This window comes from Magnetococcus marinus MC-1, from assembly GCF_000014865.1.
In the GTDB taxonomy this organism is placed as follows: Bacteria; Pseudomonadota; Magnetococcia; order Magnetococcales; family Magnetococcaceae; genus Magnetococcus; species Magnetococcus marinus.
The window spans coordinates 3,066,780-3,088,430 of the sequence record NC_008576.1 but is presented as its reverse complement, the minus strand read 5'-3'; the positions used below and the strand labels follow the sequence as shown (position 1 = coordinate 3,088,430).

The window sequence follows — 21,651 nt, the reverse complement described above, 5'->3', positions numbered from 1 at the left end:
GCGCTTTTGGGCATCTATTTTGTAAGTTTGTTTCACGCTGTCACTTTTTAGGAAGGCATACTTCATCGTGGTTCAAGATACCCAACTCATCCGCCGTCTGCTGCGCTTGATCTGGCCGTTCCGTTGGTATGTCATTACCGCACTGCTCTGTATGGGGGTGATGGCGGCTACCAATGGGGCCATCGCCTTTATGGTCAAACCGCTGGTGGATGACGTCTTTATGCAGAAAGACGCCTCCCTCGTTACCCTTATTCCCATTGTGGTTATGGGTATTTTTATCGTGCGGGCGGTGGTCTTTTTTCTGCAATCCTATCTGATGCAGAGCTTGGGCTTTAAGATTGTGCGGCTGTTGCAGGTGCGGCTCTACAAAAAGATTCTGCATTTGGATATGGAGCGTTTTAATACCGAATCCACCGGTAGTTTTATCTCTCGCATGATCTTTGATATTGATCAGCTCAAGCGGGTGGTCTCCACCGCCTTGGCCGATATTACCCGGGAGCTGTTGACGGTCACTTTTCTGTTTGGGGTGGTGGTCTATCGCGCCGCAGAGCTGGCCTGGGTCTCGGTGGTTGGGGTGCCTTTAGCGGTCTATCTGATCTACCTGTTCGGGCGAAAAATGCGCACCATCAGCCGCCGCCAACAAGAGCTGATGGAGGATGTCACCAGCCATCTGGAGGAGACCATCGCCGGGGTTAAGGTGGTCAAAGCCTACTGTATGGAGGGCTATGAACATGGGGTGTTTCGGCGTATTAGCCAGCGGGTATTAAAAAACAACCTGCGCTCAGCCTTTATCAACGCCATCTCCAAGCCCTCCATTGATCTGGTGGCGGGTATTGCCATCTCGCTGGTGGTGTTGACCTCGGCCCATGCCATTTTGGATGGTAAAACCACCCCTGGTACGCTCTTTTCGTTCCTTACCGCGCTCATGATGGCTTACAGTCCATTGAAGCGTATTACGATGCTCTATAATGGGTTACAAGCGGGATTGGCGGCGGCGCAACGGGTGTTTGAGCGGCTGGATCAATATCCTGCCATTCAAAATGTGCCGGAGGCCGGTAAGCTGCAACCCCTTACCAAAGCGCTGCGTTTTGAAAATATTGGCTTTCGTTATCAGAGCAGCGAGGGGCCGGTGCTGCGAGGCATCAACCTACACATTGGGGTGGGCGAAAAGGTTGCGCTGGTTGGTCAAAGCGGGTGTGGTAAAAGCACCCTGGCCAATCTGGTGCCGCGCTTTTATGAGCCGCAGCAGGGGGCGATTCTGTTTGATGGGGTCGATATTCGCAGTGTGACCATGCGCTCTTTACGCCAGCAGATTGCCATGGTGACCCAGGAGAATGTGCTGTTTAACGATACCATCCGCAACAATGTGGCCTATGGCAAGCTCAGAGCCAGCGATGAGGAGATCTGGGCAGCCCTGGAGGCGGCCAATGCCAAGAGCTTTGTGGAGCAGTTACCCGAGGGGCTGGATGCCATGATCGGCAATAAGGGGGCCAAGCTTTCGGGTGGGCAGCGGCAACGCATTGCCATTGCCCGCGCCCTGCTCAAATCGGCCTCTGTGTTGATTTTGGACGAAGCAACCAGCGCCTTGGATAGCGAGAGTGAACAGTTGGTGCAAGAGGCGCTGGATCGTCTGATGGACCGCTACACCACGCTGGTGATTGCCCATCGTCTATCCACCATTCGCAATGCCGACCGCATTGTGGTGATGCATGAAGGGGCGGTGGCGGAGATGGGCACCCATGATAGCTTGCTGGCGCAGGGGGGCCTCTATGCCAAACTCTGTGAGATTCAATTTGATACCCAAACGGCGAAAGAGTAAGCGGTGTGGCACCTGATTAAGCGCAGCTTGACCCCCTTGGTGGTGGGGCTTACCCTGCTGTTTGTCGCGGTTGAGGTGGGCATCGACCTGTTTGCGCCAACCGTCAAACAGGGGCGCTTTAACTATGGCTATGATCACGAAGCGGGATTAGAGATTGAGGGGGAACAGGCAGCGCTGGTGCGTTCGGCGGGGCGGCGCTATCGGCCACAAGCCTTTCCCTTGCATCCCGTGGGGATGCGCTTGGCGGTGGTGGGGGATTCGGTTCCCCGTGGCAATAGCCTAGAGAGCAGCTATGCCAAGCAGTTGGAGCGGTTGCTTCAGCAGCGAGGTGTGGCCGCCCATGGGGTTAATGCTGGGGTTGCGGGGCAGGGCAGTCGGCGTCTACAACCCATTGTGGCGCAAATGCTGCGCATTAACAGTGGGTGGATAATCTACCATTTAAATGATTCCAATGAGTTTGAGGATGAGCGGGAGTGGAAGCGTGCCCAGCAGTTCCAGGGCTGGAGTCCCGGCAATTGGTTGATGAAAAGCTTTATTATTCGTCGTTTGTATGAGGCCAAGACCGAACAGCTCTATTGGAAGTGGTTATCGCCCAACTTGCGGGCGGCTAATATGGTGAGCGATGCCGATGCCGAGGTGCGTGCCGCTGCGGATAAAGAGACGGTGGCGCGTTGGCACCAGCGTTTGGCCAAGGTGACCACCGAGACGGTGGAGCGTACGGTGCAAGCAGGGGCGCAGATGGTGTTGGTGGTGCAGGCCATTTCACGAACAGGGCCGGATGGTGGGCTCCAACTAGAGAAAATTGCTCATTTAGAGCAGTTGGCGCAAAATCTCTCGCTGCAACAGGGGGGGCGGGTGTTGTCGCTCTCGATGTATGATCTGTTTGCGGGGCAGGATCTGCCCGCGCTGTTTAAGGATGGCACCCACCTAACCAACCTGGGCCATACCATGCTGGCGGAGGCGTTGGCCCCGCACGTGACCCACCATACAGCGGTGGCCGCGCGCTATTGAGGGTGTTTGCAATGGCCCTGGCAGACACCGATCCACGCTAAAGGGTGGAGTCTCCCTGAGCATAAGGGCTTTGCTTCAGTCTGCTGCCGCCAGTCGGGCAATTTTTTCAATAAACGCACGGGCTTCGCTGGGGCGTACCGCTTTTTCCTGCTGCTGAATGCGCATCTCCTTAACGGGCAAACCTAGGCCTCTTTTAATCAACGTTCCAGGGTGCCAATGGTAGGGTTTGTCCAACCAATCCATCAGCCGTAGCTTCCACCCTTTACGCCAATCCTCAAAATGGAGTTGGGTGGTGTCTGGTCCATGGGCTTGACGCTGTTGAATCAGCGCCAGGAGCAACTCGGCCATCTTTTGTGTCACCTTGCCGTTGGGGGCGGCGCACCACGCCTGTAGGTGCTGCTGGCGCTTTTCCGCAAATGCCGTCTGCATGGGGTCGGCAACGGCGGCATCCACCAGCCCCGCGAGTTCCTCGGGTTGGTGGCACTCTGGGGCCAGGTAGTCGCGCTCTTCACTGTAGAGGATGGGGTGTTTTTCCATGGGGAGCTCAATGTCGGGACGCCCCAACAGCCAACACTCGATGGCGGTGGTGCAGCGATGCAGGGAGAGCTCGACATCACAATCCATAATCAGCTCACCGATGGGGGTGTCATGATCCAAGATGACACGGGAACGCTCCTGCGCGGACAAACTTGAGAGCCAGTTGCTGTAACGGTCGAGCTCCTCCCTGGGGTGGGGGCGCACCACCACCTCAAAACGCTCCTGTTTAAGCAGCGCCTGGATGTGTTCAAACATACTTTCCCGCGCGGCATGGTGGGCGCGAATGGCCCCCCAATAATCCTTGTAATAGTCCACATGCTTGACCCACATGGAGAAGACCTCATCCACCAAGGCGGGGTCCCAGTTTAGTTTATCCGCAAGCCCCGCGCTGCTCACCGCCAGAACGCGGGTTACGCCTGGTGTTTTTGGGGGGAGGTTGGGGTTTTTTAAGACCTCACGCCAAGGCGAGAAATAAAAATCAAAGCGGGGGATGCCGATCACCTCAACCTGGCAATTTTTTGCGAACTCCCGCTTGCGCAGCTCCTGGGCATGGATCTCATTCCAGCTAAAATAGATATCCACATGAACATCAGGGTGGTTGCGGTTGGTATTAAAGGCGAGGGCTGCCCGGTTGTAGATCAATCCCTCATTGAGCAATACACCAACCAATACCCCCATTTTGTGCAGCCGTTTGGAGAAGGCGGCTAGATGTGAGGCCATAAGATGGTTAAATAGAATCAAACTGGGGCGATAGGCGGACAGCGCGGCCTGATAGGCTTCCAACGGGACCAATTTGCAGGGTGTGCCGCGCCGTTGCAGATGATAGGCCAGCAAGGCCGCGCCAGGCAGATCACGGTTGCGGTGATCAACTAAAATAACAATGGGGTTGGTCGCATCGGCCATAACTCAACTCGGCGCTCTATCAATAGGGTGAAAGGTGGGGCCTATCCTACGGGATGGCGGTCAAGGCATCAATTTTTCTGTTGTTGGTGTGTGCTTGGGTCATCCCCTCGCGCCAATGTGGGCGTGGTACCCCAAAAGCCTTAATCCCCAACGCCATGGGCGTGTAACAGCTCTTGCACGCTGGCCTCCATACTAAACTGCTGGCGCAGGCGCTGTTGAAAGCGGCTCAGCAGAGGGATGGGGGGCGGCCACTGGCTTTGCATCCTCAGCAAGGCTTGGGCCAGGGCTGGCGCATCCCCCGCAGGAAAGAGAAAATCGGGCGTGTCGATCACCTGCTCGATCACGCCGCAACGGCTGGAGAGGAGCGGTATGCCCGCCGCGATCACCTCCAGCGCAGCCAAGCCAAAGCTCTCTTGGTGGGAAGGGTTGAGCACCAGATCATAGCCCTGCACCAGGGTGATAAAATCTTCATGAAAGCCAATAAATCGGTGCTGTCCATGGGAAGCATGCCAGTTGCTGGGCGGCTGGCCGCAATAGTCAAAGCTGAATGGCGGGTTGTCCAACAGCGCCGCCGCCGTGGCGACATCCTGCCACCCTTTGGCGGGTAGCGGGGAGCCAATCACCAGAATTTTGGTGGGAAACAGGGCGGCTGGTGGTTTGATGGGGCAGAACTCCTGCTCCAGCAAACCATCATGAACCAAATGGTTGTGGGGGGAAGGGTGCCACCGCTGTACGTTGTGCCAGAGTCCCTCGCCCACCACCATACGGTGTTGGCACCGGTCACACTGATATTTGCTAAAGTCTCGCTGCTGCATCCCTGCGGCACGCAAAAACAGGGCGCTCTGTGCCCCTAATTGCTGGGCGAGCTGTAGGGTGAGCAAACCCTCTAAATGGTTGTTGCCGTGTACCCACTGCGGGCGGTGCGGCATGGTGGTTAAGGCTTGGGCGACCCGGCGGGCAAAACGGCGGTTTTGCCACAACCGCCCAGCCAAAGAACGGGAACGGGGAAAGGGCTGGATCAGCACAGGAATACCGAGTTCCTGGCAGCGCTGCGTCAACCAGCCTGGGGCGGCGGTTAATAAAAGGGGGTGCTGGGCTTGGATTTGAGGGTGGCTCAATAGGCGGGCCAGCGCACTCTGTGCGCCGCCCTTGCTGGCGCGCTCTTGAATAAACAAAATGCCCGATTGGGTCACGGGCGGGCCTCGTGTAAGCGGTGTTGCACGGCCTCTTCCACCTGCGCCACGGTGATGGCCTGCATGCAGGGATAGGCTTGGTTCTTGTCGCAGTTAAAAACCCGACTTTTTTTGCAGTGACAGGGGCCAAGCACCAGGGTTTGTGGGGTCTGCCAGGGGGACCATGACCACTCGGAACTGGGGCCGAACAGAGCCACCACGGGGGTTTGTACGGCTGCGGCGATATGCATGGCAACCGTATCAACCCCAATAAATAACTGGGCATGCTCGATCACATAGGCCAGCTCACGCAGACTCAGTTGGCCCTGTATGGCGTGGTGCTGGGTTTGGCACTGTCGCAGGATGGCGGCAAGATCTTCACGCTCCTGCTCAGCAGGACCAATGGAGAAGATAACCCGCAGATCCTCATGTCGTGCGAGCCGGTCGGCCAGGGTGGCCCAATGGTCGGGCAGCCACTGTTTAAAGCGCCAGCGACTGGTGGGGTGGATCACCACATAGGGGTGGGACCAGGGGAAGTCGGGCAGTTTATCCTGTAGTGGGGGTAGCGCTATAGCGGTATTGATCTGGAGCGGGCCGGGGCTGCCGGTAAGCTGCATAATATCGGTGACGGTGCGAAAATCCCGCAATACCTGATGCTCCATGCCCCAGGCAAAATCAGAAAAACCATTAAACAATTTCGCCTTCCAGCCCAGCGCGTTATGCCAGCGGTTAATGCCCCGCACCCGCGCCCCCGAGAGCAGCAGATAGAGCTTGGCCCGGTCAGAGTTGGAAAGGTCAAAGGCATAATCATAAGAGGTGCTGAGCAATATTTTAAGCAACCTTAACTGTTCACGCATCACGCGGGTTAGGTTACGCTGGCTGGGGTCTGGGCTCGCAACGGGCAGGAGGTGGCGAATGTGGGGGTTGCCTTGCAGCACCCCTTCACACTGGCTGCGCACCACCACATCAATGGCGCACGCCGGGTAGCGTGCCTTTAAAAAGGCCAGGGTTGGGGTTAGGATCAGCGTATCCCCAATATGGTTAAGCTTCACCAATAAAATTGAGCGCATGGCGCGTGCCTTGTCGTGTGGTCAAACCGGTTTGCGGCCCTACATTCTATACGTTAAGTCTAATAAAAACCAAGGGTGGCGGTTAAGGGCTTGGCTGCCGCTGGCGCTGCTCAAGGAGTTGGTAAAGCAGCTCGGCTTGGGTCCAATCCTCTAGGGTGTCCAGATCCTGCACCCGATAGCGGGGCAAACGCTGTGGGTAGCAGGTGGCACCATAAATCTGCCCCGATGCCACCAACGCCGCACTATTCAGCCAGTAGAACTGCCCGGCGTCGTGGTAGGCCTCTTCCAGATCGTTGCTGCGGGTGGTTCGGTGCTGGGGCTGTATCATCTGCAACTGGCCGCTGTGGGGCTCGACCCGTAACGCCCGTTGAATGGGAAAAGCAAAGGTGGTGACACTCATCACCGTATGGGCCTGTTTTTGAAGAAAGAGCTGCCAAGCCTCCCGCAGATCTTGGGGTTGCAACAGCGGCGCGGTGGGATAGATGCAGCAGAGCGCCGGGTGCTGCTGAGCGCCGCCCAAACTGTGCAGGGCGTGCAGCAGTACATCGGCGGTGGTGGTAAAATCATCGGCCAAAGGGGCCGGTCGCATAAAGGGTACCGCCGCGCCATAGTGTTGGGCCACTTGGGCGATCTCTGCATCATCGGTAGAGACCACCACCTGCGCAAACAGCCCGGTGGCCAAGGCTGCTTCAATGCTGTAAGCAATCAACGGTTTGCCCATAAAGGGGCGAATGTTTTTGCGGGGTATGCGCTTGCTACCCCCCCGCGCGGGAATGATGCAGAGGGGAGCGGGGTGGTCGATTCCATGGGTCATGGGGCGTTCCTACCGAGTCAAAAGGGAATAAGCTGCCCAACTATGGCGTAAAGCTTAGGAAAAAGTCCACCATGACAGTGTGTGTGCAGCAAGGTATGCTGTAGGTCGTTTTGGCTCATCATAAAGGATTGGGCGCCTGATGCAGACCCTAACCCCCCAACAGGTTTTTAGCGTGGAGATCGTGCGCGAGGTAAATAGCTTTGTGCAGATTACCCATAGCGTGGTCGCGCAGCAGCCTTGGCAGCACAATGCCACAGCCTATTATAACAACCAACCGGTATGGGTTGCGCTGGCTTGGCAATATATGGAACAAGCGCGGGGTTCCCGCCCCTTTATCGTGCTGGTGCGCGATGGGGCGGGTCAGATCGCCGGTTGGTGGCCCTTGCTGTTGAGTAAACGCTCCCTGGGGTGGCGTTTACAAGGGTTTGGTCAAGAGTATTCGGATTATGTGGCCCCCTATATTCATACCCCTTACCTAGCAGTACAACCCGCAATCCAGAGCGCCCTGGCTGCGGCGCTGTGCGAACACCGCGCCGCCTTTAGCATGGCCTTTTTTCCATCATTGCTGTGGCAGGGTGGGGTAGAGAGTCTGCTGCGTGATCGCTGTGGCTGGCAGCACCAGCGGACATCCCTTAACCTCTATCTGCACTGGCAGGCCGAGGAGGGTTTGGATGCGCTCATGGAGCGCCTGCACTCCAACAAATACCGTAAATTGCTGCGTTATGAGCAGCGCCGCTTGGAAAGCATGGGGGATTTGCGTTGCGAAAGCATTACCACACAAGCGCCCCTGGAAGAGGCCGAACGCTTTTTCCGGGCCAACTATAGCCACGGGGCGGAGCAGGCGAAGGTGGATCTTTGGTTTGCTTATATTAGGGCGACATTGGGGGGGCAGAGCCGCCTCTCGCTGCTTAGCTTGGATGGCGAGATTATCAACATGATCCTCTGGTTTCCACGGGGTGGGCAGGTGGACTTTTTTAGTACCGTCTATGCGCAAAAGCTGGCCAAATTGAGCCCAGGTAAAACCCATCTCTACCTCTTTATCGCCCAACTCTTCAATCAGGGTGAGGGGGGTATGCTTAACTTTCTCTCTGGGGACGAACCCTACAAACAGCGCTGGGCGACCGGACATTTTGAGAGCTATCGGCTGTTTTTGCACCATTTTCGCACCCCGACGGCGGCTATGCTGGCATTAAAGCCGCTGCTTAAACGGCTGTTTTAAGGAGCCTGCCATGGCGCGTCTCAAAACGCTGCTGTTTACCCGCAAACGTTACCGTTTTTTCATCAAGGATTGGTTGGCGCTGGAGGATCTGCAAAGCGCCGCCGATGCGGTGGCAACCTTGCGCTTTAAACGCAACCTGAAACCGATCCAGTTGGATGGATTGCCAGGCCAGCGCTTGGTGGTGATCGCCCCCCATCCCGATGATGAGATGATCGGCCCTGGTGGTTCCCTATTGCTGGCCAAGGCGCGGGGGGCTGAGATTTTGGTGGTCTATCTAAGCTCAGGCTCTGCCGATGCGTGCGCCATCCGCGAGGCCGAAGCCCAACAGGTGGCGGCACAGGTGGGTTTTCAGTGTCACTTTATGGGCTGGCTGGCGGATGCCATTCCCGCCCATGCCCAAGCGGCGCAGCAGTTGGCGGCGGTGATTAATGGCTTTGCGCCGCAACGGCTGCTAACCACCTTTGTGCTGGATGATCATGATGACCACCGGCGTGCCAATGAACTACTGATGGTGGCCCATGAAGAGGGTCTGCTAAGTCCCACCCTCGACCTGTGGGCCTACCAGATCTATACCGCCATTATAAGCAATATCGTCATTGACATTACCGCACAATCTGCCCAAAAGCGGGCGGCGATTGCGCTCTACCACTCCCAAATGCAGCAGCGGGATTGGGGGCACTTCGCGTTGGGGATGAACGCCTGGAACAGTCGTTTTATCGCCACTGCTGGCCAACCGGCCTATGTGGAGAGCTTTTTTAATCTGCCCCTGGGGGAGTATGTGCAGCTTTGCCGACGCTATCTGCGTGATCCTTGTAAAGTCTATCAAAATCCTCGCTATTTTTAACGCGATTCCCCTATAAGTCGCCGCCTTCAGCGTAGCGTGTATGGTTCTTGCATGTTCCACGAAAGCAAAGTGTTCGTGGTAAAACCTGGGCTTGGCGCAAAACCCGCGCCCGACTCTTAACGGTAAAGTGGATCAAACGGCATGCAAAAGCTGTTTTTTATGATGGTTAAGATCGCCGTCGCCAGTGGCGCTATCCTATGGTTGGTACGGGAGGATAAGCTGGATCTGGCGGCCATGCCGGTGCTGATGCATACCCCCTTTATCCTGCTGCTGGCGGTGCTGTTGACCCTGTTGGCCTTTATGGTGGCCTCGCTGCGGTGGTGGCTGTTGCTGCGGATTAAACAGATCAATATGGGCTTTGGCGCGGTGGTGCAGATTGTCTTTATTACCAATTTTTTTACCACCTTTATGCCCGGTGGTATCCTGAGTGCGGATCTGATTCGTCTGGGTTACACCTTTAAAAGTGCCCCAGAAAAACGTACCGAAGGTGCGATTTCAGTCTTTACAGACCGGTTTGTGGCGCTGTTTTCCATCTTTTGCATGGGCACCGTGGTCGGGCTTTTTCAGCAGGAGAGCCTGCTACGTGAACCGGTCTTGCGCGGTCTGTGGGGGGTGAGTGCCAGCTCCATCACAATTGCCCCGATAGTGCTGGTGGTGCTCTATCGACTGGCTCGACGGGTCCCCTTTTTCCAGCGTATTGTGCAGGGTGAGCTGCAAGGGCCACTCTATGAGATCATTAAACGCATGGTGTTGGCGGTGCGCATCTACCGGCAAAATATCGGCACCTTGATAACCGTGCTGCTGCTCTCTATGGTGATGCATGTTTTGATTATAGGGACCTTTATTTTATTTGCTCGGGTGATGGTGCCCCTCGCCCCCTTGCAGCCTCTGGACTATATGTTTGCCGCCCCTTGGGCATGGATCGCCTCGTTGCTGCCGGTCTCTCCTGGTGGTTTGGGGGTAGGGGAGGCGGCCTTTGACCAAGTTTGCCGTATGTTGGATGGTGGTGGGGCGGTGTTTGGTTACGCCTCGCTCTATCTGGCCTTTCGGATTTTGAGCGCACTCTGTTCACTGCCCGGCGCCGTCATTTATTTGATCTATCGCAGCCGGGTGCAAGCGGTTATGCAGGAAAAGATGCCGGCTTGATGGGGCCTCTGTTCGGGAGGCTCTCGACGGGGTGTCAGGGCCAGAGTTCCGCCAACGCTTGCACCACCCGATCTAGGTCGCCCTCCTGCAAGCTGGGGTAGAAGGGTAGAGAGAGGCAGCCCTGGTAATAGGCATCCGCACCGGGCAGGTCAATGCTGCCCAACCGCCGATAATAGGGTTGACGATGCACCGGCAGATAGTGAACCTGGGTGCCAATGCCCTTGGCTTTAAGGGCTTGCATGAGCGCCCCACGGCTCATACCCAATTGCTCAAAATCAATCCACACCGCAAACAGGTGCAGAGCGGGATCTGCCCCCTCAACCATTGGAATCGGGGTGAGGATGGGGGCCAGCGCCGCCAATTTATGGTGGTAGAGGGTGGCCAGTTGCTGACGGGCGGCGACAAAACGCCCAAGCTTGTGCAGTTGGCTTAACCCCAAGGCGCAATGCAGGTCACTGGCTCGGTAGTTAAAGCCGGGTTCCGTCATTTCATAGTACCAAGGGTTGAGCTCACCTTGGGCATCCCGCGCTTCATGGGGTTGGGTAAAGTGCTCTGGATCTCGGCTCATGCCATGGTTGCGGTAGGATTGCAGCCGCTCCGCCAGTTGTGGGTTGTGGGTGGTGATGGCCCCCCCTTCACCCATGGCAATGGTTTTAACGGGATGAAACGAGAAAACCGTCATCTCCGAATGGCGGCACGCCCCCGCCAGATAGCCCTGTGGCCCATGGTGACGACTGCCCAGGGCGTGACAGGCATCCTCGACCACCGCAATGCCAAGGGCTTTGGCCCGTTGGGCGATCTGCGCCAACTCTGGGCAGAGTTGGCCGTTAAGGTGGACCGGTATAACCGCCCGTACCGGGCGCTCCCCTGCCCGTTGAAGCGCTTGGGCAAAGGTGGCATCCCCCAGCAAACCCGTATGGGGATCCACATCCGCAAAAATCACCTCGGCCCCGACAAAACGTGCGGCATTGGCGGTGGCTAAAAAGGTGAGGGTGGGCACAATCACCGCATCCCCCGGGCCAATGCCTAGGGCCAGCATGGCCAAATGGAGGGCAGCCGTGCCATTGGCACACGCCACGGCATGGGGGGCTTCAACCTGCGCGGCGAGGGCTTGCTCAAAAGCGGTCACGCTGGGACCACCGGTGAGCCAATCCCCGAGAAGCACTTGGCTTACGGCTTCAACATCATCCGCCTCAATGGTTTGCCGACCGTAAGGAAGAAAGGGGCGCTCTGGGTTCATTTGCCGCTCTGTGCCAACATGGTGAAGAGATTTTCACGGTCGAGCCACTCTGTGTTGCTATCGCTGGTATAGCTAAAGGCTTCATCCACCGGCTTCCCGTCATCCAGTAGAAAAGAGCGGCGGGACCACTCGACTACGGTGGGTTCGATAACATAGCGATCATCGAGGTCCACGGTGTTACGGGCATCATCTTCGGTAATCATCACCTCATGCAGCTTTTCGCCAGGGCGAATGCCCACCACCTTGTGGGGGGTGTTGGGGGCTAAGGCGGTGGCCAAATCCACCACCCGCATGCTGGGGATTTTGGGGATGAACACCTCACCCCCGCGCATGATGGCCAGACTGGAGAGCACAAAATTAACCCCCTGCTCCAGGGTGATCCAGAAGCGGGTCATGCGGATGTCGGTAATGGGCAGTTCGGTCACGCCCTCCGCCACCAACCGCTGAAACAGCGGCACCACCGAACCACGGGAACCCACCACGTTGCCATAGCGCACCACCGAAAAACGGGTGCCAATGCTGCCACTCAAATGGTTGGCGGCCACAAAAATTTTGTCCGAGGCGAGTTTGCTGGCCCCATACAGATTGATGGGGTTGGCGGCCTTGTCGGTGGAGAGTGCAATAACCCGCTTGATGCCGTTGGCTAACGAGGCTTGCACCACATTTTCTGCCCCCATGACATTGGTATGGATGCACTCCATGGGGTTATATTCGGCGGTGGGCACCTGTTTAAGGGCGGCGGCGTGGATAACATAATCCACTTCGCGCAGGGCGCTTTCCAGACGGGCACGATCCCGCACATCGCCAATAAAAAAGCGCAGGCATTTATGGCCCATAAAGGCGGGATCGGTTTGCATCTCATACTGCTTGAGCTCATCGCGGGAGTAGATGATCAAGCGCTTGGGTTTGAAGTGTTGCAACACATGCTTGATAAAATGGCGCCCAAAGGAGCCGGTGCCGCCCGTGACCAAGATGGATTGGCCGTTAAGATCAATATCATGGTCAAAGGGGCGAATGATGGGATTTGGCATCGTTATGGGCTCACTCTATCAACAGGGATCTTTTCCGGGTGGAGAAAGATCAGGGGCGGCTTGGTTGGGCACCCCTTTGGCAAATGGACGGTCGGACCAACACCTTTGGTCTGGATTGCCACGCAGTATAGCGGAAAGCATGCCCGGTTGACAAAGAGGGTTGTGCAACAACCCGCTTAAAGCACAAAGTCCCCTGGTAGCAGCTTCGCCAATTGGAGCATGGGCAGCAGTTCGGGTACCAGTTGTTGCCGGTTTTGTTGGAGAAAGCGGGGTAAATCGGTGGGGGCAAGAATCCGCAATGCCCCATATTCATCACTGCCCTGTTGCTGTTGATGGGTGCGAATGGCCTGCCCAGGCAGGGGGGTGTGCAGCCGATAGAGCAGGTCATGCACGCCGTTGTCTGGATTGCCCAACAGGCCGATCAATTGCGGTTCATCACACATGGCGGGGGATAAACCCAACTCTTCGTGCAGCTCCTCGTAGAGGACCGCGATGGGGTCGGCTTGGTTCAGACCGCCCGCCGGGGAGAGCTCCCAGTAGCCGGGATTGGTGATAACCTGCCCGCCGCGCTGCCCCAACACAATCCCATCGGCGCAGCTCAGCAGACCCGTCACCGCGAGAGGCTGGATGGTGAGTCCCTCTTCAACCCAGTGGGGCCGCTCTAAGCGGGCGACATAGTAGCGGTAGCGGGTGCTTTGCAGAATAAGCTGATGCGGAGCGATTTCCGCCAGATGGTAGAGGGTGCCATCGGTTAGGCGCTCGCCCCGTTGCTGCTTTTGCTCTGCCCATAGGGCATCCACCGGTTGTTGCAGGGCGGGGGGGCAACAATAGTCAGGCCCCAGCACCAGCGCCGGGGGCTTGCTAAAAGAGGTGGTGGTAAAGCTTGGGGCCATACGGCGCTCTTTCGTACATAGGCTGATAATCTGTGGTAAGTCGCGGATGTCGTGGCCGCAAACGTGGGGTTTGCAGATCAAGCCAACCGGTGGGGGCCGCGCTTGTCCCTGCTAGAAGGGCTATGCTACCATAGCGGCGCGGATGGAATAAACCCACCTGCGTCAGCGAAAATCACGCCTGGGTAAGCGGTTTTATGCTCAGAGATGGGTGCGCATTACCAGGCCTGCACCCTCTTGATGTTTGCCTTGAGCTTCAACAATTAGAGAGTATGCCGTGCAGAGAGCCGTTCCGACAACCGACGCTATTTCGTTTGAGGTTTCACTGCCTGTGGAGAGCCATGGGCAGTTGGTCATGGCTTGGCGGAACGATGCCACCACTTTGGCGGCCTCCTATCACCAAGCGCCCAAGCAGTGGGCGCACTTTTGGCCCGAATATCGGGATCGCTATTTTGATGAAACGGTCTCCCCGCTGTTTGCGCTGTGGCAGGGGCAGCGGGTGGCTTTTTTGCGCTTTACCCACACCCCGCAGCACCCGTTGGGTCTAGGTGGGCGTTGTGTGGATATCTCGATCAATGTAGCGCCCCAGTGGCGTGGGCAGGGGTTGGCGGTGCCCATTCTGCGGGCGGCCTCGCGCCATCTTAAAGGGTTGGGCATCGACAGCGTGGTGGCCGAGGTGCGAGCCAACAATGGGGTCTCGGCACGGGTCTTTGAAAAAGCAGGTTATCGTTTTTTGGGGGAGAGCAGCAAAACCGTCGCCGATACCGGAGAGCGGGTCGCCATCTTTCGCTTTGTGGAGGATTTAACCAGCCCATTTTGGCGGCAGCAGGGGGTTTATATTATTGCCGAGGCCGGTTCCAATTGGCGTATGGGGCATCCAGCGCGGGATCTGGCCATGGGTAAGGCGCTTATTGATGCCGCCGTGGTCAGCGGGGCCGATGCCGTTAAATTTCAAACCTATCGCCCAGAAAAGGTCTATGTGGCCAACGCGGGTCAATCCAACTACTTGGCCGAGTCGGGCATTAAACAGGATATTCGCGATATTTTTGCCGATCTGGCCATGCCCTATAGCATGATAGAGGATCTGGCCGGGTATTGTAAAAAAGCGGGCATTCAATTTCTCTCAACCGGTTTTTCTGTTGAGGATTTTCAAGCGATTGACCCCTGGGTGCCCCTGCATAAAATCGCTTCGTACGAAATCAGCCATCTGCGGCTGTTGGATCTGGCGGCCAACTCTGGCAAGCCCCTATTGCTCTCTACGGGGGCCTCTCGTGCAGAGGATATTGCCTGGGCGGTGGAACGCTACCATAGCCAGGGGGGGCGTGATCTTTGTCTGCTGCAATGTACCGCAAAATATCCGGCCCCCTTGGCCACGGTTAACAGTGCGGTGCTGCCTTGGTTACAGCGGCGTTATGGGGTCAGTGTGGGGCTCTCCGATCATAGCCGCGACCCCATCACCGCCCCGGTGGCGGCGGTGGCCCAGGGGGCGCGTTGTATTGAAAAACACTATACCCTGCACAATGCCCTGCCGGGTCCCGATCATAGTTTTGCCATTACCGCAGACGAGTTAACCCAGATGGTGCGTCGCATTCGTGAGGCCGAAGAGGTGCGGGGGGATGGCATTAAACAGGTGCAACCTCAGGAGCAGGAGCTGGCCGCCTTTGCCCGACGCGGGGTGCAGGCCTTGCAGGATATCGCCCCAGGAGAAGCCCTGTTAGAGGGGCATAATATCGCCATTTTGCGCCCAGGACAGCAGCCGCTGGGGGTGCATCCCCGGCTATTGGAGCAGATGCAGGGCCGGATTGCCCAGCGTGCCATCCCAGCAGGGCAGGGCGTGCAGCTCGGGGATTGGGGGTAATGGCACAACCGGCGCTCTGCTTGGACTTGGATGGTACACTGGCCGACAGTCTGCCAGTTATGCGTGCTATCTATGGGGCTTTTTTGGCCCACTTTGGGGTGCAGGGTTGTGAGACGGAGTTTCAACGCCTCAATGGTCCACCCTTGCGGGAAATCTGCGCCATACTGCAACAGACCTATGGACTGCCCGGATCGGTAGAAGCGCTGCAACAGCGCTATAGCGACCTGTTAAAAGAGGCTCCACAACAGATTTTAGCCGCCGACGGTGCGGAGCAGGTGTTGCAGCGGGCCAACCAAGCGGGCTGGCAGGTGTGGGTGGTGACTTCCAGCAGTCGGTCGCACGCTTTGGCGTGGTTGCAACAGGTCGGCCTGAGCGGTTGGATTGCGGGGGTGGTGGGGGGGGATGATGTCCAGCATGGCAAACCCCATGCGGAACCCTATCTGCGGGCGTTGGCCCTGAGCGGGGCGGTGCCCCAACACTGTTTGGCGGTGGAAGATAGTGTGCAGGGGGCAACGGCGGCCCTGGCTGCGGGGGTGAAAACCTTATTGTTGGCCAAGCAAATCCCTGCATCCCTGGAGGGGATGGATGGTAAGCTGAGCCTTATTCCCCATTTTGCTGCATTGCTTGACGAGGGTGTGTTGGCCCTACCCCAAGGCTAAACCGAGGCTTCTTTACAGGGGGCGCCTTGATGGTCCGTGGTGGTGGGGGGTGCAGCGTATGGCTGGTAGGGGGCAAGGGCAGCTGAGCATGTTTTTTGCATTATCTTTTTTGTCTCGTCGATGGCTTGCTGTGCCCGCCCGTTGGTCAAGATGGTCTGAAAGAGGGGGGGCTAAGGATGTTGGTGGATGGTCATGGCCACATCGTGGTGGAGCCAAAGATAACTTGTGCATCCTGTCTGGTCTCTATGCAATAATCAACGGGAAGAGATAGTCTACCTCTTTGTTTTTGTAGGTGTCATTCCCTTTAAGCTCCAGTGATTGGTGCTCCATTCTAGCGTGATGGTTTGAGCGAAAGCTATGAAAGATAGAGAACGTCCTGCTGCGATGCGTCCTGAATTACCCTTGCTTGGAGCGTCCGGATTACCGGGCATGCCAAATAGCCAGCCAGAAAATGAAGAGAATGTGCTGAGCTTTGGTCGGCTGCTCTCTATTTTTCTACGGCGTAAATGGCAAATTTTATTTGTGACCCTCATCGTGGCACTGCCTATGGTGATGAATATCTATTCTGAGGCCCCGCGTTATCGCGCCACGGCCACCCTACTGTTGGAGCAAAAGAGCTCTAAACTGATTTCCATTGAGGATCTCTATGGGGTGGACTCTTCCGGGCGAGACTATTTTGCAACCCAATTACAGCTGATTCAAAGCCGCAAATTGGCCGCTGAGGTGGTTGAACGCGAACGTTTGGACCTAACCCCAGAGTTTAATAGCCGACTGCGTGAACCCGAACAGGAGTCGATTTTAGCCCGCTGGATTCCCAAGGCATGGCGCACCTATCTGCCCGTTAATATTGGCACACAAGAGAATGCCGCGGTAGATCGCGCCATGCGCAATCAGCCTTTGAGCGAGGCAGAGCTCAATGGCATTATCTCAGCGGTCAAGGCGGGCATTCAGACTGCCTTGGTTGGGCGCAGCCAGCTCATAGAGGTCTCTTTTGTCTCAACCAATCCCAAATTGGCGGCCCGCATCGCCAACAGCATCATCCGCACCTATATTGATCAACAGTTAGAGTCGCGTTTACAGATTACCCAGCATGCGGCCAACTGGCTCACCAAACGGCTAGAGGGGCTGCGTGAACAGCTGGAGAAGTCGGAACGTGAGCTGCAACTCTATCAAGAAGTAACCGGTTTGGTGGGGACGGAAGATGAACAGCAGCGCTCTTCCATGCAGCAGATTGAGACCGTGCAGGCTGAACAGATGCAGGTGAGCAGCCGTAAGCGTATTGCCCAAGCCAAACTCGCAGAGACGCAAGCCGCTATCCGCCGCTATGCTGGCCGACTGCATGAGGTCAATATTGATGGCTCAGATGTGTATCAAGATCTCAAACGGGAGCAAAATCGCGTCGAGCGCAGTATGGCGGAGTTAACCGAACGTTATGGTGCCAAACATCCGCGTATTATCCGTACCCGTAATGAGTTAGAGCAGATCCACAAAAAGGTGGCCGAAGAGGTCATTCATGCGATTTCTGCCCAGGAGCAGCAGTATCGTACCTTAGAGCGTGAAGAGAACGCCCTGTTGAGCAAGCTGGACTCTATGAAGTCAGGCATGCGTTCCAATAAGAAAAAAACCTTCCAGCTCAATAAATTAGAGCGGGAGGTCGCCGCCAACCGGCAGCTTTATGATCTGTTTTTACGGCGTTTTAAAGAGACCGATGTAAGCGAGGGGATGCAGACCGCCAACGCCCGCATTGTGGAGGAGGCGCAAGTCCCTGGCCGCAGTTTTCAGCCTTCGCGTAAATTCAAGATCTTAAAAGCGGTGTTAATTGGGGCACTATTGGGCATGGCGCTGGCCTTTTTGCTGGAATTTATGGATCACACCTTCAAAACCCCGGATGAGTTGGAGGCAGAGAGTAAAGTACGGGTTTTTGCCCTACTGCCCTTGCTTAAATTGAGGAATAAAAAAGAGATGCCTGAAGAGATGCTGATCCGGCATCCCAAATCCAACTATTCCGAGGCCATACGAAGTTTACGGACCTCGGTGTTGTTTTCGGATATTGATAACTCCCATCAGGTTATTACCGTTACCTCCTCCATACCCGAAGAGGGTAAAACCACGGTGGCCATCAATATGGCCCAGTCGTTCACCCAGGCGGGCGACCGTACCTTGTTGATTGAGGCCGATCTCCGTCGCCCCCGTTTGCGTAAGGTGTTTGGTATTAGCGAGACCCAAGGGGTGACCGCCTTTCTGAATGAGTTGGTGGAGCAGACCACCCATGGCATTCAAGAGATGCGACAGGGGAGCCTATCTAAAGGGGAACAGGGGCAACCGGTGTCATCGGTCCCCGAGGTAAACAGCGAGGGTGGGGCCAAGGTTGAGCCCTTAATGGATTGGGATGAAGGCATTGAGAAAAAGGTGCAGTTGGATAATCTGCCTCCCTCCTTTGCCTCACCACGACAGGCGTTGGAGAATTTTGAACGACCAGCTCGTGGTGGTGTGGCGCTAACGGAACACTCCATCTATAACTTGCTGGCGCAAATTGTGGAGACCGAAAGCGGCCTGCATGTTATGACCAGTGGACCGACCCCCGCCTTTCCCAGTGAAATTCTCTCATCGCAGCTGTGGAAGGATATGATGAGTGAGCTATGTCGGCGTTATGATCGTATTATCATTGATGCGCCACCCTCACTCATTGTGACCGATGCGCAGATTTTGGGCAAACAGTCCGATGCGGTGGTGTTTGTGGTTAAGGCCAGTCGTGCCAATAAGGGCACCGTGCTTAACGCGCTTAGACGCTTGCAGCATAGCCAAATTAATGTGGTGGGGTGTGTGTTTAATTCGGTAGATATGAAGCGGCTTTCTTACTATGGCAGCTCCTACCGTTATGGTTACGGTTACGGTTATGGTTACGGTTATGGCTACGGCTATGGTTCCCGCAGCAGCTATACGGCTTATGGCTATGGGGATGATAGCAAACGTTAGGCACGCGCTCTGTTGCGGGGTCTATCCCAGCCTTGCGCTGCTGTTTACGATTCTGAAGGGTATAATCTATCGTGTCCGCTAAGCCGTCTAGACGTTCGCGCAGAAAAGAAAAACAGACACAGGATACCCCAGTCTCCCCTCTCCTAAGCCCGATCCAGCGTATGGTGCTGGTGGTGGCTGGGGGGCTGGTGTTTCTGTGGTTGATGAGCCTCTCTTTCCAGGCCGGTATGGGCACGCTGTTTGTCTATCTGAGTGACCAAATTCTTGAGAATAAGCTGCCTTTGGCGGCCAACCGCAGTGAGCAGTACAACGTTTATAAAGATGCGCTGTACATGTTGGAGAGGGCGGATCGTTGGGCGCCGGATCATCCCGATTATCTGTTTAAAATGGGTAATCTGCACATGCGCATGGCGTCCAGCAGCAACGCGGCAAAACGCCGTGTCGCCCACTATGGCAAAAGCATCCATTATTATCAGAAAATTAATGGGATACGTCCATCTTGGGGCTACCCATGGGTCAATCAGGCGATGGCAAAATTTCGTCTGGGTGAGGATGTTGTCGGGATTGAAAAAGATATGGAACGGGCCAATGTGTTTGCCCCCTTGGAGCCGGGTGTACAACTTGGGGTGGTGCGGCTGGGGTATCGCATCTGGGACAAGCTCTCCAGCGAGATGCGCAAACAGGTGCAGGCCAGCGGGGATCGCTTGTTTGCCAAGCCTTTGCAGCGAAACAAACTGTTGAGCGAGGCTAAAAAAATGGGTCGCTGGGATGAAATTGAGCGGTTAACCCGTCAGGATCCGCAGTTAAGATTGCAGTGGATGCAGTAGCTGAATAGCCCGACTGTGGGCGCGGCTGAACAAGGGTGAGGCAGTGATGAGCGAGACGCAAGAGCGAGAGTCCGAAGCACGGGAGTATGACCCCGAAGCATTGCCAGATCTCTATCGAGAAGAGCCCTCCCATGACGAGGGCAGCCGCCATGGCGTGCTGTTTGTGGCCTTTTTGGGGTTGATGTTTTGGGCGCCGATTCCTCTAGGTAGCAACCGTCCGTGGGCGCTCTATCTGCTAGAATTTAGTATCTTTTTGCTGCTGTTTTTGTGGATTGTGAGCCAATGGCGGCGGGGGGCGCTGCTGCCCTTACAGTTCGAGTATGAAGGCCCTTGGGTGACGCTGTTTTTGGGTTGGTCCATCGTACCGTTGTGGGGGTTGATTCCGCTGCACGAGAAACTGTTGGCGCTGCTTGCGCCTGGTGGGGTGGAGGTGCGGCGTTTTGCCAATCTGCCTTTGGATGGGCCGCTGGTGGTGGACCTGTTCACGGCTTGGCAGAGCTGGATTGCGTGGATGGCTTGGCTGGGCGCCTTTTGGCTGGTGATGGTGCTGGTAAACAGTCGAGAGCGGGTAAAATGGGTGATGCTAACCCTGTTTGTCACGGGGCTCTTTCAAATCTTTTTTGGTTTGCTTACCCTGCATACGGATGGTTATTTTTTTCTGTGGTTTAAAGCATTAAGCACACCAGAAAAACAAGATTTTCTAACGGGCACCTTTGTGAACCGTAACCATTTTGCCGGTTATCTGGAGTTTGCTATCCCGGTGGGGATCGGTCTATTGGTGGCTTGGCTGCGTTATGCGCGGGATATGGGACAGAGTGGCAAGGATAAAGTGCAGAGCTTGCTTAATGAACTAAGCAGCTACCGTGGGCTTATTCTGGTGCTGACCATGGTTATGATCTTTGGGTTGATTATGAGTCTCTCCCGGGGGGGCAACCTTGCGCTGTTTGTGGCGCTGTTTAGTGTGGTTTTGCTGACCTTTGCCCGTCGATACCGTTCAAAACGGGAGCGGCGCCTGTTTATTCCCTTGCTGATTATTGCCTTGGTTGGGGGGGCTTGGTTTAACCTTGAAAAATTGACGGGTCGCATGCTCACCATCCAAAATAGAGAGATGGATCGTTTTGTGGTGTACGAGGCCGTTAAAGAGAAGATTAAGGATTACCCCTTGCTCGGCAGTGGCGGCGGCTCGTTTGAGGTCATTTTTCCCCTCTACCGGCCCGAGAGCATCAGTAAATTTTATAACCATGTACACAACGATCATCTGGAGTTTATTAGCGACTATGGGCTGATCGGATATCTTATCTGGATGAGTGGTGTGGCGCTGTTGTGGGGGCGTATTGCGCGGGCTTTTATCAAGCGGCAAGATCCCTTTGTGCGGGGTGTGTTGTTTGCCTCGCTGGTTTCGACGTTATCCCTTCTCTTGCACGGTTTGGTGGACTTTAATTTACAGATTCCTGCCAATATTTTTACTTTTTATATTATGTTGGCGTTGGGTTTGGTGGCCAGCCGTCTGCCCCATCAAAGCCGTCGCCATCGCAGTACGCTAAAACCCTATACGAGCCTTCCGTCCAGCCTCTAAATTAACCCCGCGCAATGCCAAGCCTGTGGGTTGGGTGTGCCTGTGTAAAGGTCTCTGTT

17 protein-coding genes are annotated in these 21,651 nt (G+C 56.0%); 10 read left to right on the top strand and 7 right to left on the bottom strand.

Features of this window, described 5'->3' with window-relative positions:
- Nucleotides 1-67 precede the first annotated feature (67 nt).
- Both MMC1_RS12380 and MMC1_RS12375 read left to right on the top strand, forming a co-directional pair.
- A complete protein-coding gene (locus MMC1_RS12380) occupies nucleotides 68-1,819 on the top strand; it encodes an ABC transporter ATP-binding protein (RefSeq protein WP_011714039.1) in 1,752 nt (583 codons plus the stop codon).
- A 3-nt stretch (nucleotides 1,820-1,822) separates the two neighbouring features.
- Nucleotides 1,823-2,830 (top strand): SGNH/GDSL hydrolase family protein, encoded by a 1,008-nt coding sequence (locus MMC1_RS12375; protein WP_011714038.1) that lies wholly within the window; start codon nucleotides 1,823-1,825, stop codon nucleotides 2,828-2,830.
- Between the two features lie 75 nt (nucleotides 2,831-2,905).
- Here MMC1_RS12375 and MMC1_RS12370 read toward each other — a convergent pair whose 3' ends face one another.
- From MMC1_RS12370 to pseF, 4 genes are all read right to left on the bottom strand, one after another.
- Entirely contained in the window at nucleotides 2,906-4,270 is a 1,365-nt protein-coding gene (locus MMC1_RS12370) for a surface carbohydrate biosynthesis protein (protein ID WP_011714037.1), read from the bottom strand.
- Nucleotides 4,271-4,410: 140 nt separating this feature from the next.
- Entirely contained in the window at nucleotides 4,411-5,463 is a 1,053-nt protein-coding gene (locus tag MMC1_RS12365) for a glycosyltransferase (protein WP_011714036.1), read from the bottom strand.
- Nucleotides 5,460-6,512 carry a putative lipopolysaccharide heptosyltransferase III gene (rfaQ, locus tag MMC1_RS12360; RefSeq protein ID WP_011714035.1) on the bottom strand — a complete coding sequence of 351 codons (1,053 nt, stop codon included), beginning with the start codon at nucleotides 6,510-6,512 and terminating at the stop codon, nucleotides 5,460-5,462. The genes MMC1_RS12365 and rfaQ overlap by 4 nt, the downstream gene beginning before the upstream one ends.
- A gap of 82 nt (nucleotides 6,513-6,594) precedes the next feature.
- Nucleotides 6,595-7,326, bottom strand: coding sequence for a pseudaminic acid cytidylyltransferase (pseF, locus tag MMC1_RS12355; protein ID WP_011714034.1), 732 nt, complete (start codon nucleotides 7,324-7,326; stop codon nucleotides 6,595-6,597).
- A 139-nt stretch (nucleotides 7,327-7,465) separates the two neighbouring features.
- Between pseF and MMC1_RS12350 the strand changes: the two genes are divergently transcribed.
- The 3 genes from MMC1_RS12350 (at nucleotide 7,466) to MMC1_RS12340 (ending at nucleotide 10,535) form a co-directional block, all read left to right on the top strand.
- Nucleotides 7,466-8,545 (top strand): GNAT family N-acetyltransferase, encoded by a 1,080-nt coding sequence (locus MMC1_RS12350; protein WP_011714033.1) that lies wholly within the window; start codon nucleotides 7,466-7,468, stop codon nucleotides 8,543-8,545.
- 10 nt (nucleotides 8,546-8,555) lie between these two features.
- Entirely contained in the window at nucleotides 8,556-9,389 is an 834-nt protein-coding gene (locus tag MMC1_RS12345) for a PIG-L deacetylase family protein (RefSeq protein WP_011714032.1), read from the top strand.
- Between the two features lie 141 nt (nucleotides 9,390-9,530).
- A complete protein-coding gene (locus tag MMC1_RS12340; protein ID WP_011714031.1) occupies nucleotides 9,531-10,535 on the top strand; it encodes a lysylphosphatidylglycerol synthase transmembrane domain-containing protein in 1,005 nt (334 codons plus the stop codon).
- A 34-nt stretch (nucleotides 10,536-10,569) separates the two neighbouring features.
- On the opposite strand, the gene pseC is transcribed toward MMC1_RS12340, so the two are convergent.
- The 3 genes from pseC to MMC1_RS12325 form a co-directional block, all read right to left on the bottom strand.
- A complete protein-coding gene (gene pseC, locus MMC1_RS12335; protein WP_011714030.1) occupies nucleotides 10,570-11,775 on the bottom strand; it encodes a UDP-4-amino-4,6-dideoxy-N-acetyl-beta-L-altrosamine transaminase in 1,206 nt (401 codons plus the stop codon).
- Nucleotides 11,772-12,806 (bottom strand): UDP-N-acetylglucosamine 4,6-dehydratase (inverting), encoded by a 1,035-nt coding sequence (gene pseB, locus MMC1_RS12330; RefSeq protein WP_011714029.1) that lies wholly within the window; start codon nucleotides 12,804-12,806, stop codon nucleotides 11,772-11,774. Before pseB ends, pseC begins: the two co-directional genes overlap by 4 nt.
- Before the next feature lie 176 nt (nucleotides 12,807-12,982).
- Nucleotides 12,983-13,699: an NUDIX hydrolase gene (locus tag MMC1_RS12325; protein WP_011714028.1), complete on the bottom strand. Its 717-nt coding sequence runs from the start codon at nucleotides 13,697-13,699 to the stop codon at nucleotides 12,983-12,985.
- Nucleotides 13,700-13,973: 274 nt separating this feature from the next.
- On the opposite strand from MMC1_RS12325, the gene MMC1_RS12320 reads away from it, so the two are divergent.
- The 5 genes from MMC1_RS12320 to MMC1_RS12300 all read left to right on the top strand — a co-directional run bounded on the left by MMC1_RS12320 (nucleotide 13,974) and on the right by MMC1_RS12300 (nucleotide 21,592).
- A complete protein-coding gene (locus tag MMC1_RS12320; protein WP_227665213.1) occupies nucleotides 13,974-15,554 on the top strand; it encodes a GNAT family N-acetyltransferase in 1,581 nt (526 codons plus the stop codon).
- Nucleotides 15,554-16,213 (top strand): HAD family hydrolase, encoded by a 660-nt coding sequence (locus tag MMC1_RS12315; RefSeq protein WP_011714026.1) that lies wholly within the window; start codon nucleotides 15,554-15,556, stop codon nucleotides 16,211-16,213. The genes MMC1_RS12320 and MMC1_RS12315 overlap by 1 nt, the downstream gene beginning before the upstream one ends.
- Before the next feature lie 357 nt (nucleotides 16,214-16,570).
- The gene (locus MMC1_RS12310) at nucleotides 16,571-19,189 is read left to right on the top strand and encodes a polysaccharide biosynthesis tyrosine autokinase (RefSeq protein ID WP_011714025.1); all 2,619 of its coding nucleotides are present in this window, start codon (nucleotides 16,571-16,573) and stop codon (nucleotides 19,187-19,189) included.
- A 71-nt stretch (nucleotides 19,190-19,260) separates the two neighbouring features.
- On the top strand, nucleotides 19,261-20,016 hold the full coding sequence (locus MMC1_RS12305; RefSeq protein WP_011714024.1) for a hypothetical protein: 756 nt from the start codon (nucleotides 19,261-19,263) through the stop codon (nucleotides 20,014-20,016).
- A 46-nt stretch (nucleotides 20,017-20,062) separates the two neighbouring features.
- Entirely contained in the window at nucleotides 20,063-21,592 is a 1,530-nt protein-coding gene (locus MMC1_RS12300; protein ID WP_011714023.1) for an O-antigen ligase family protein, read from the top strand.
- Nucleotides 21,593-21,651: the final 59 nt, after the last annotated feature.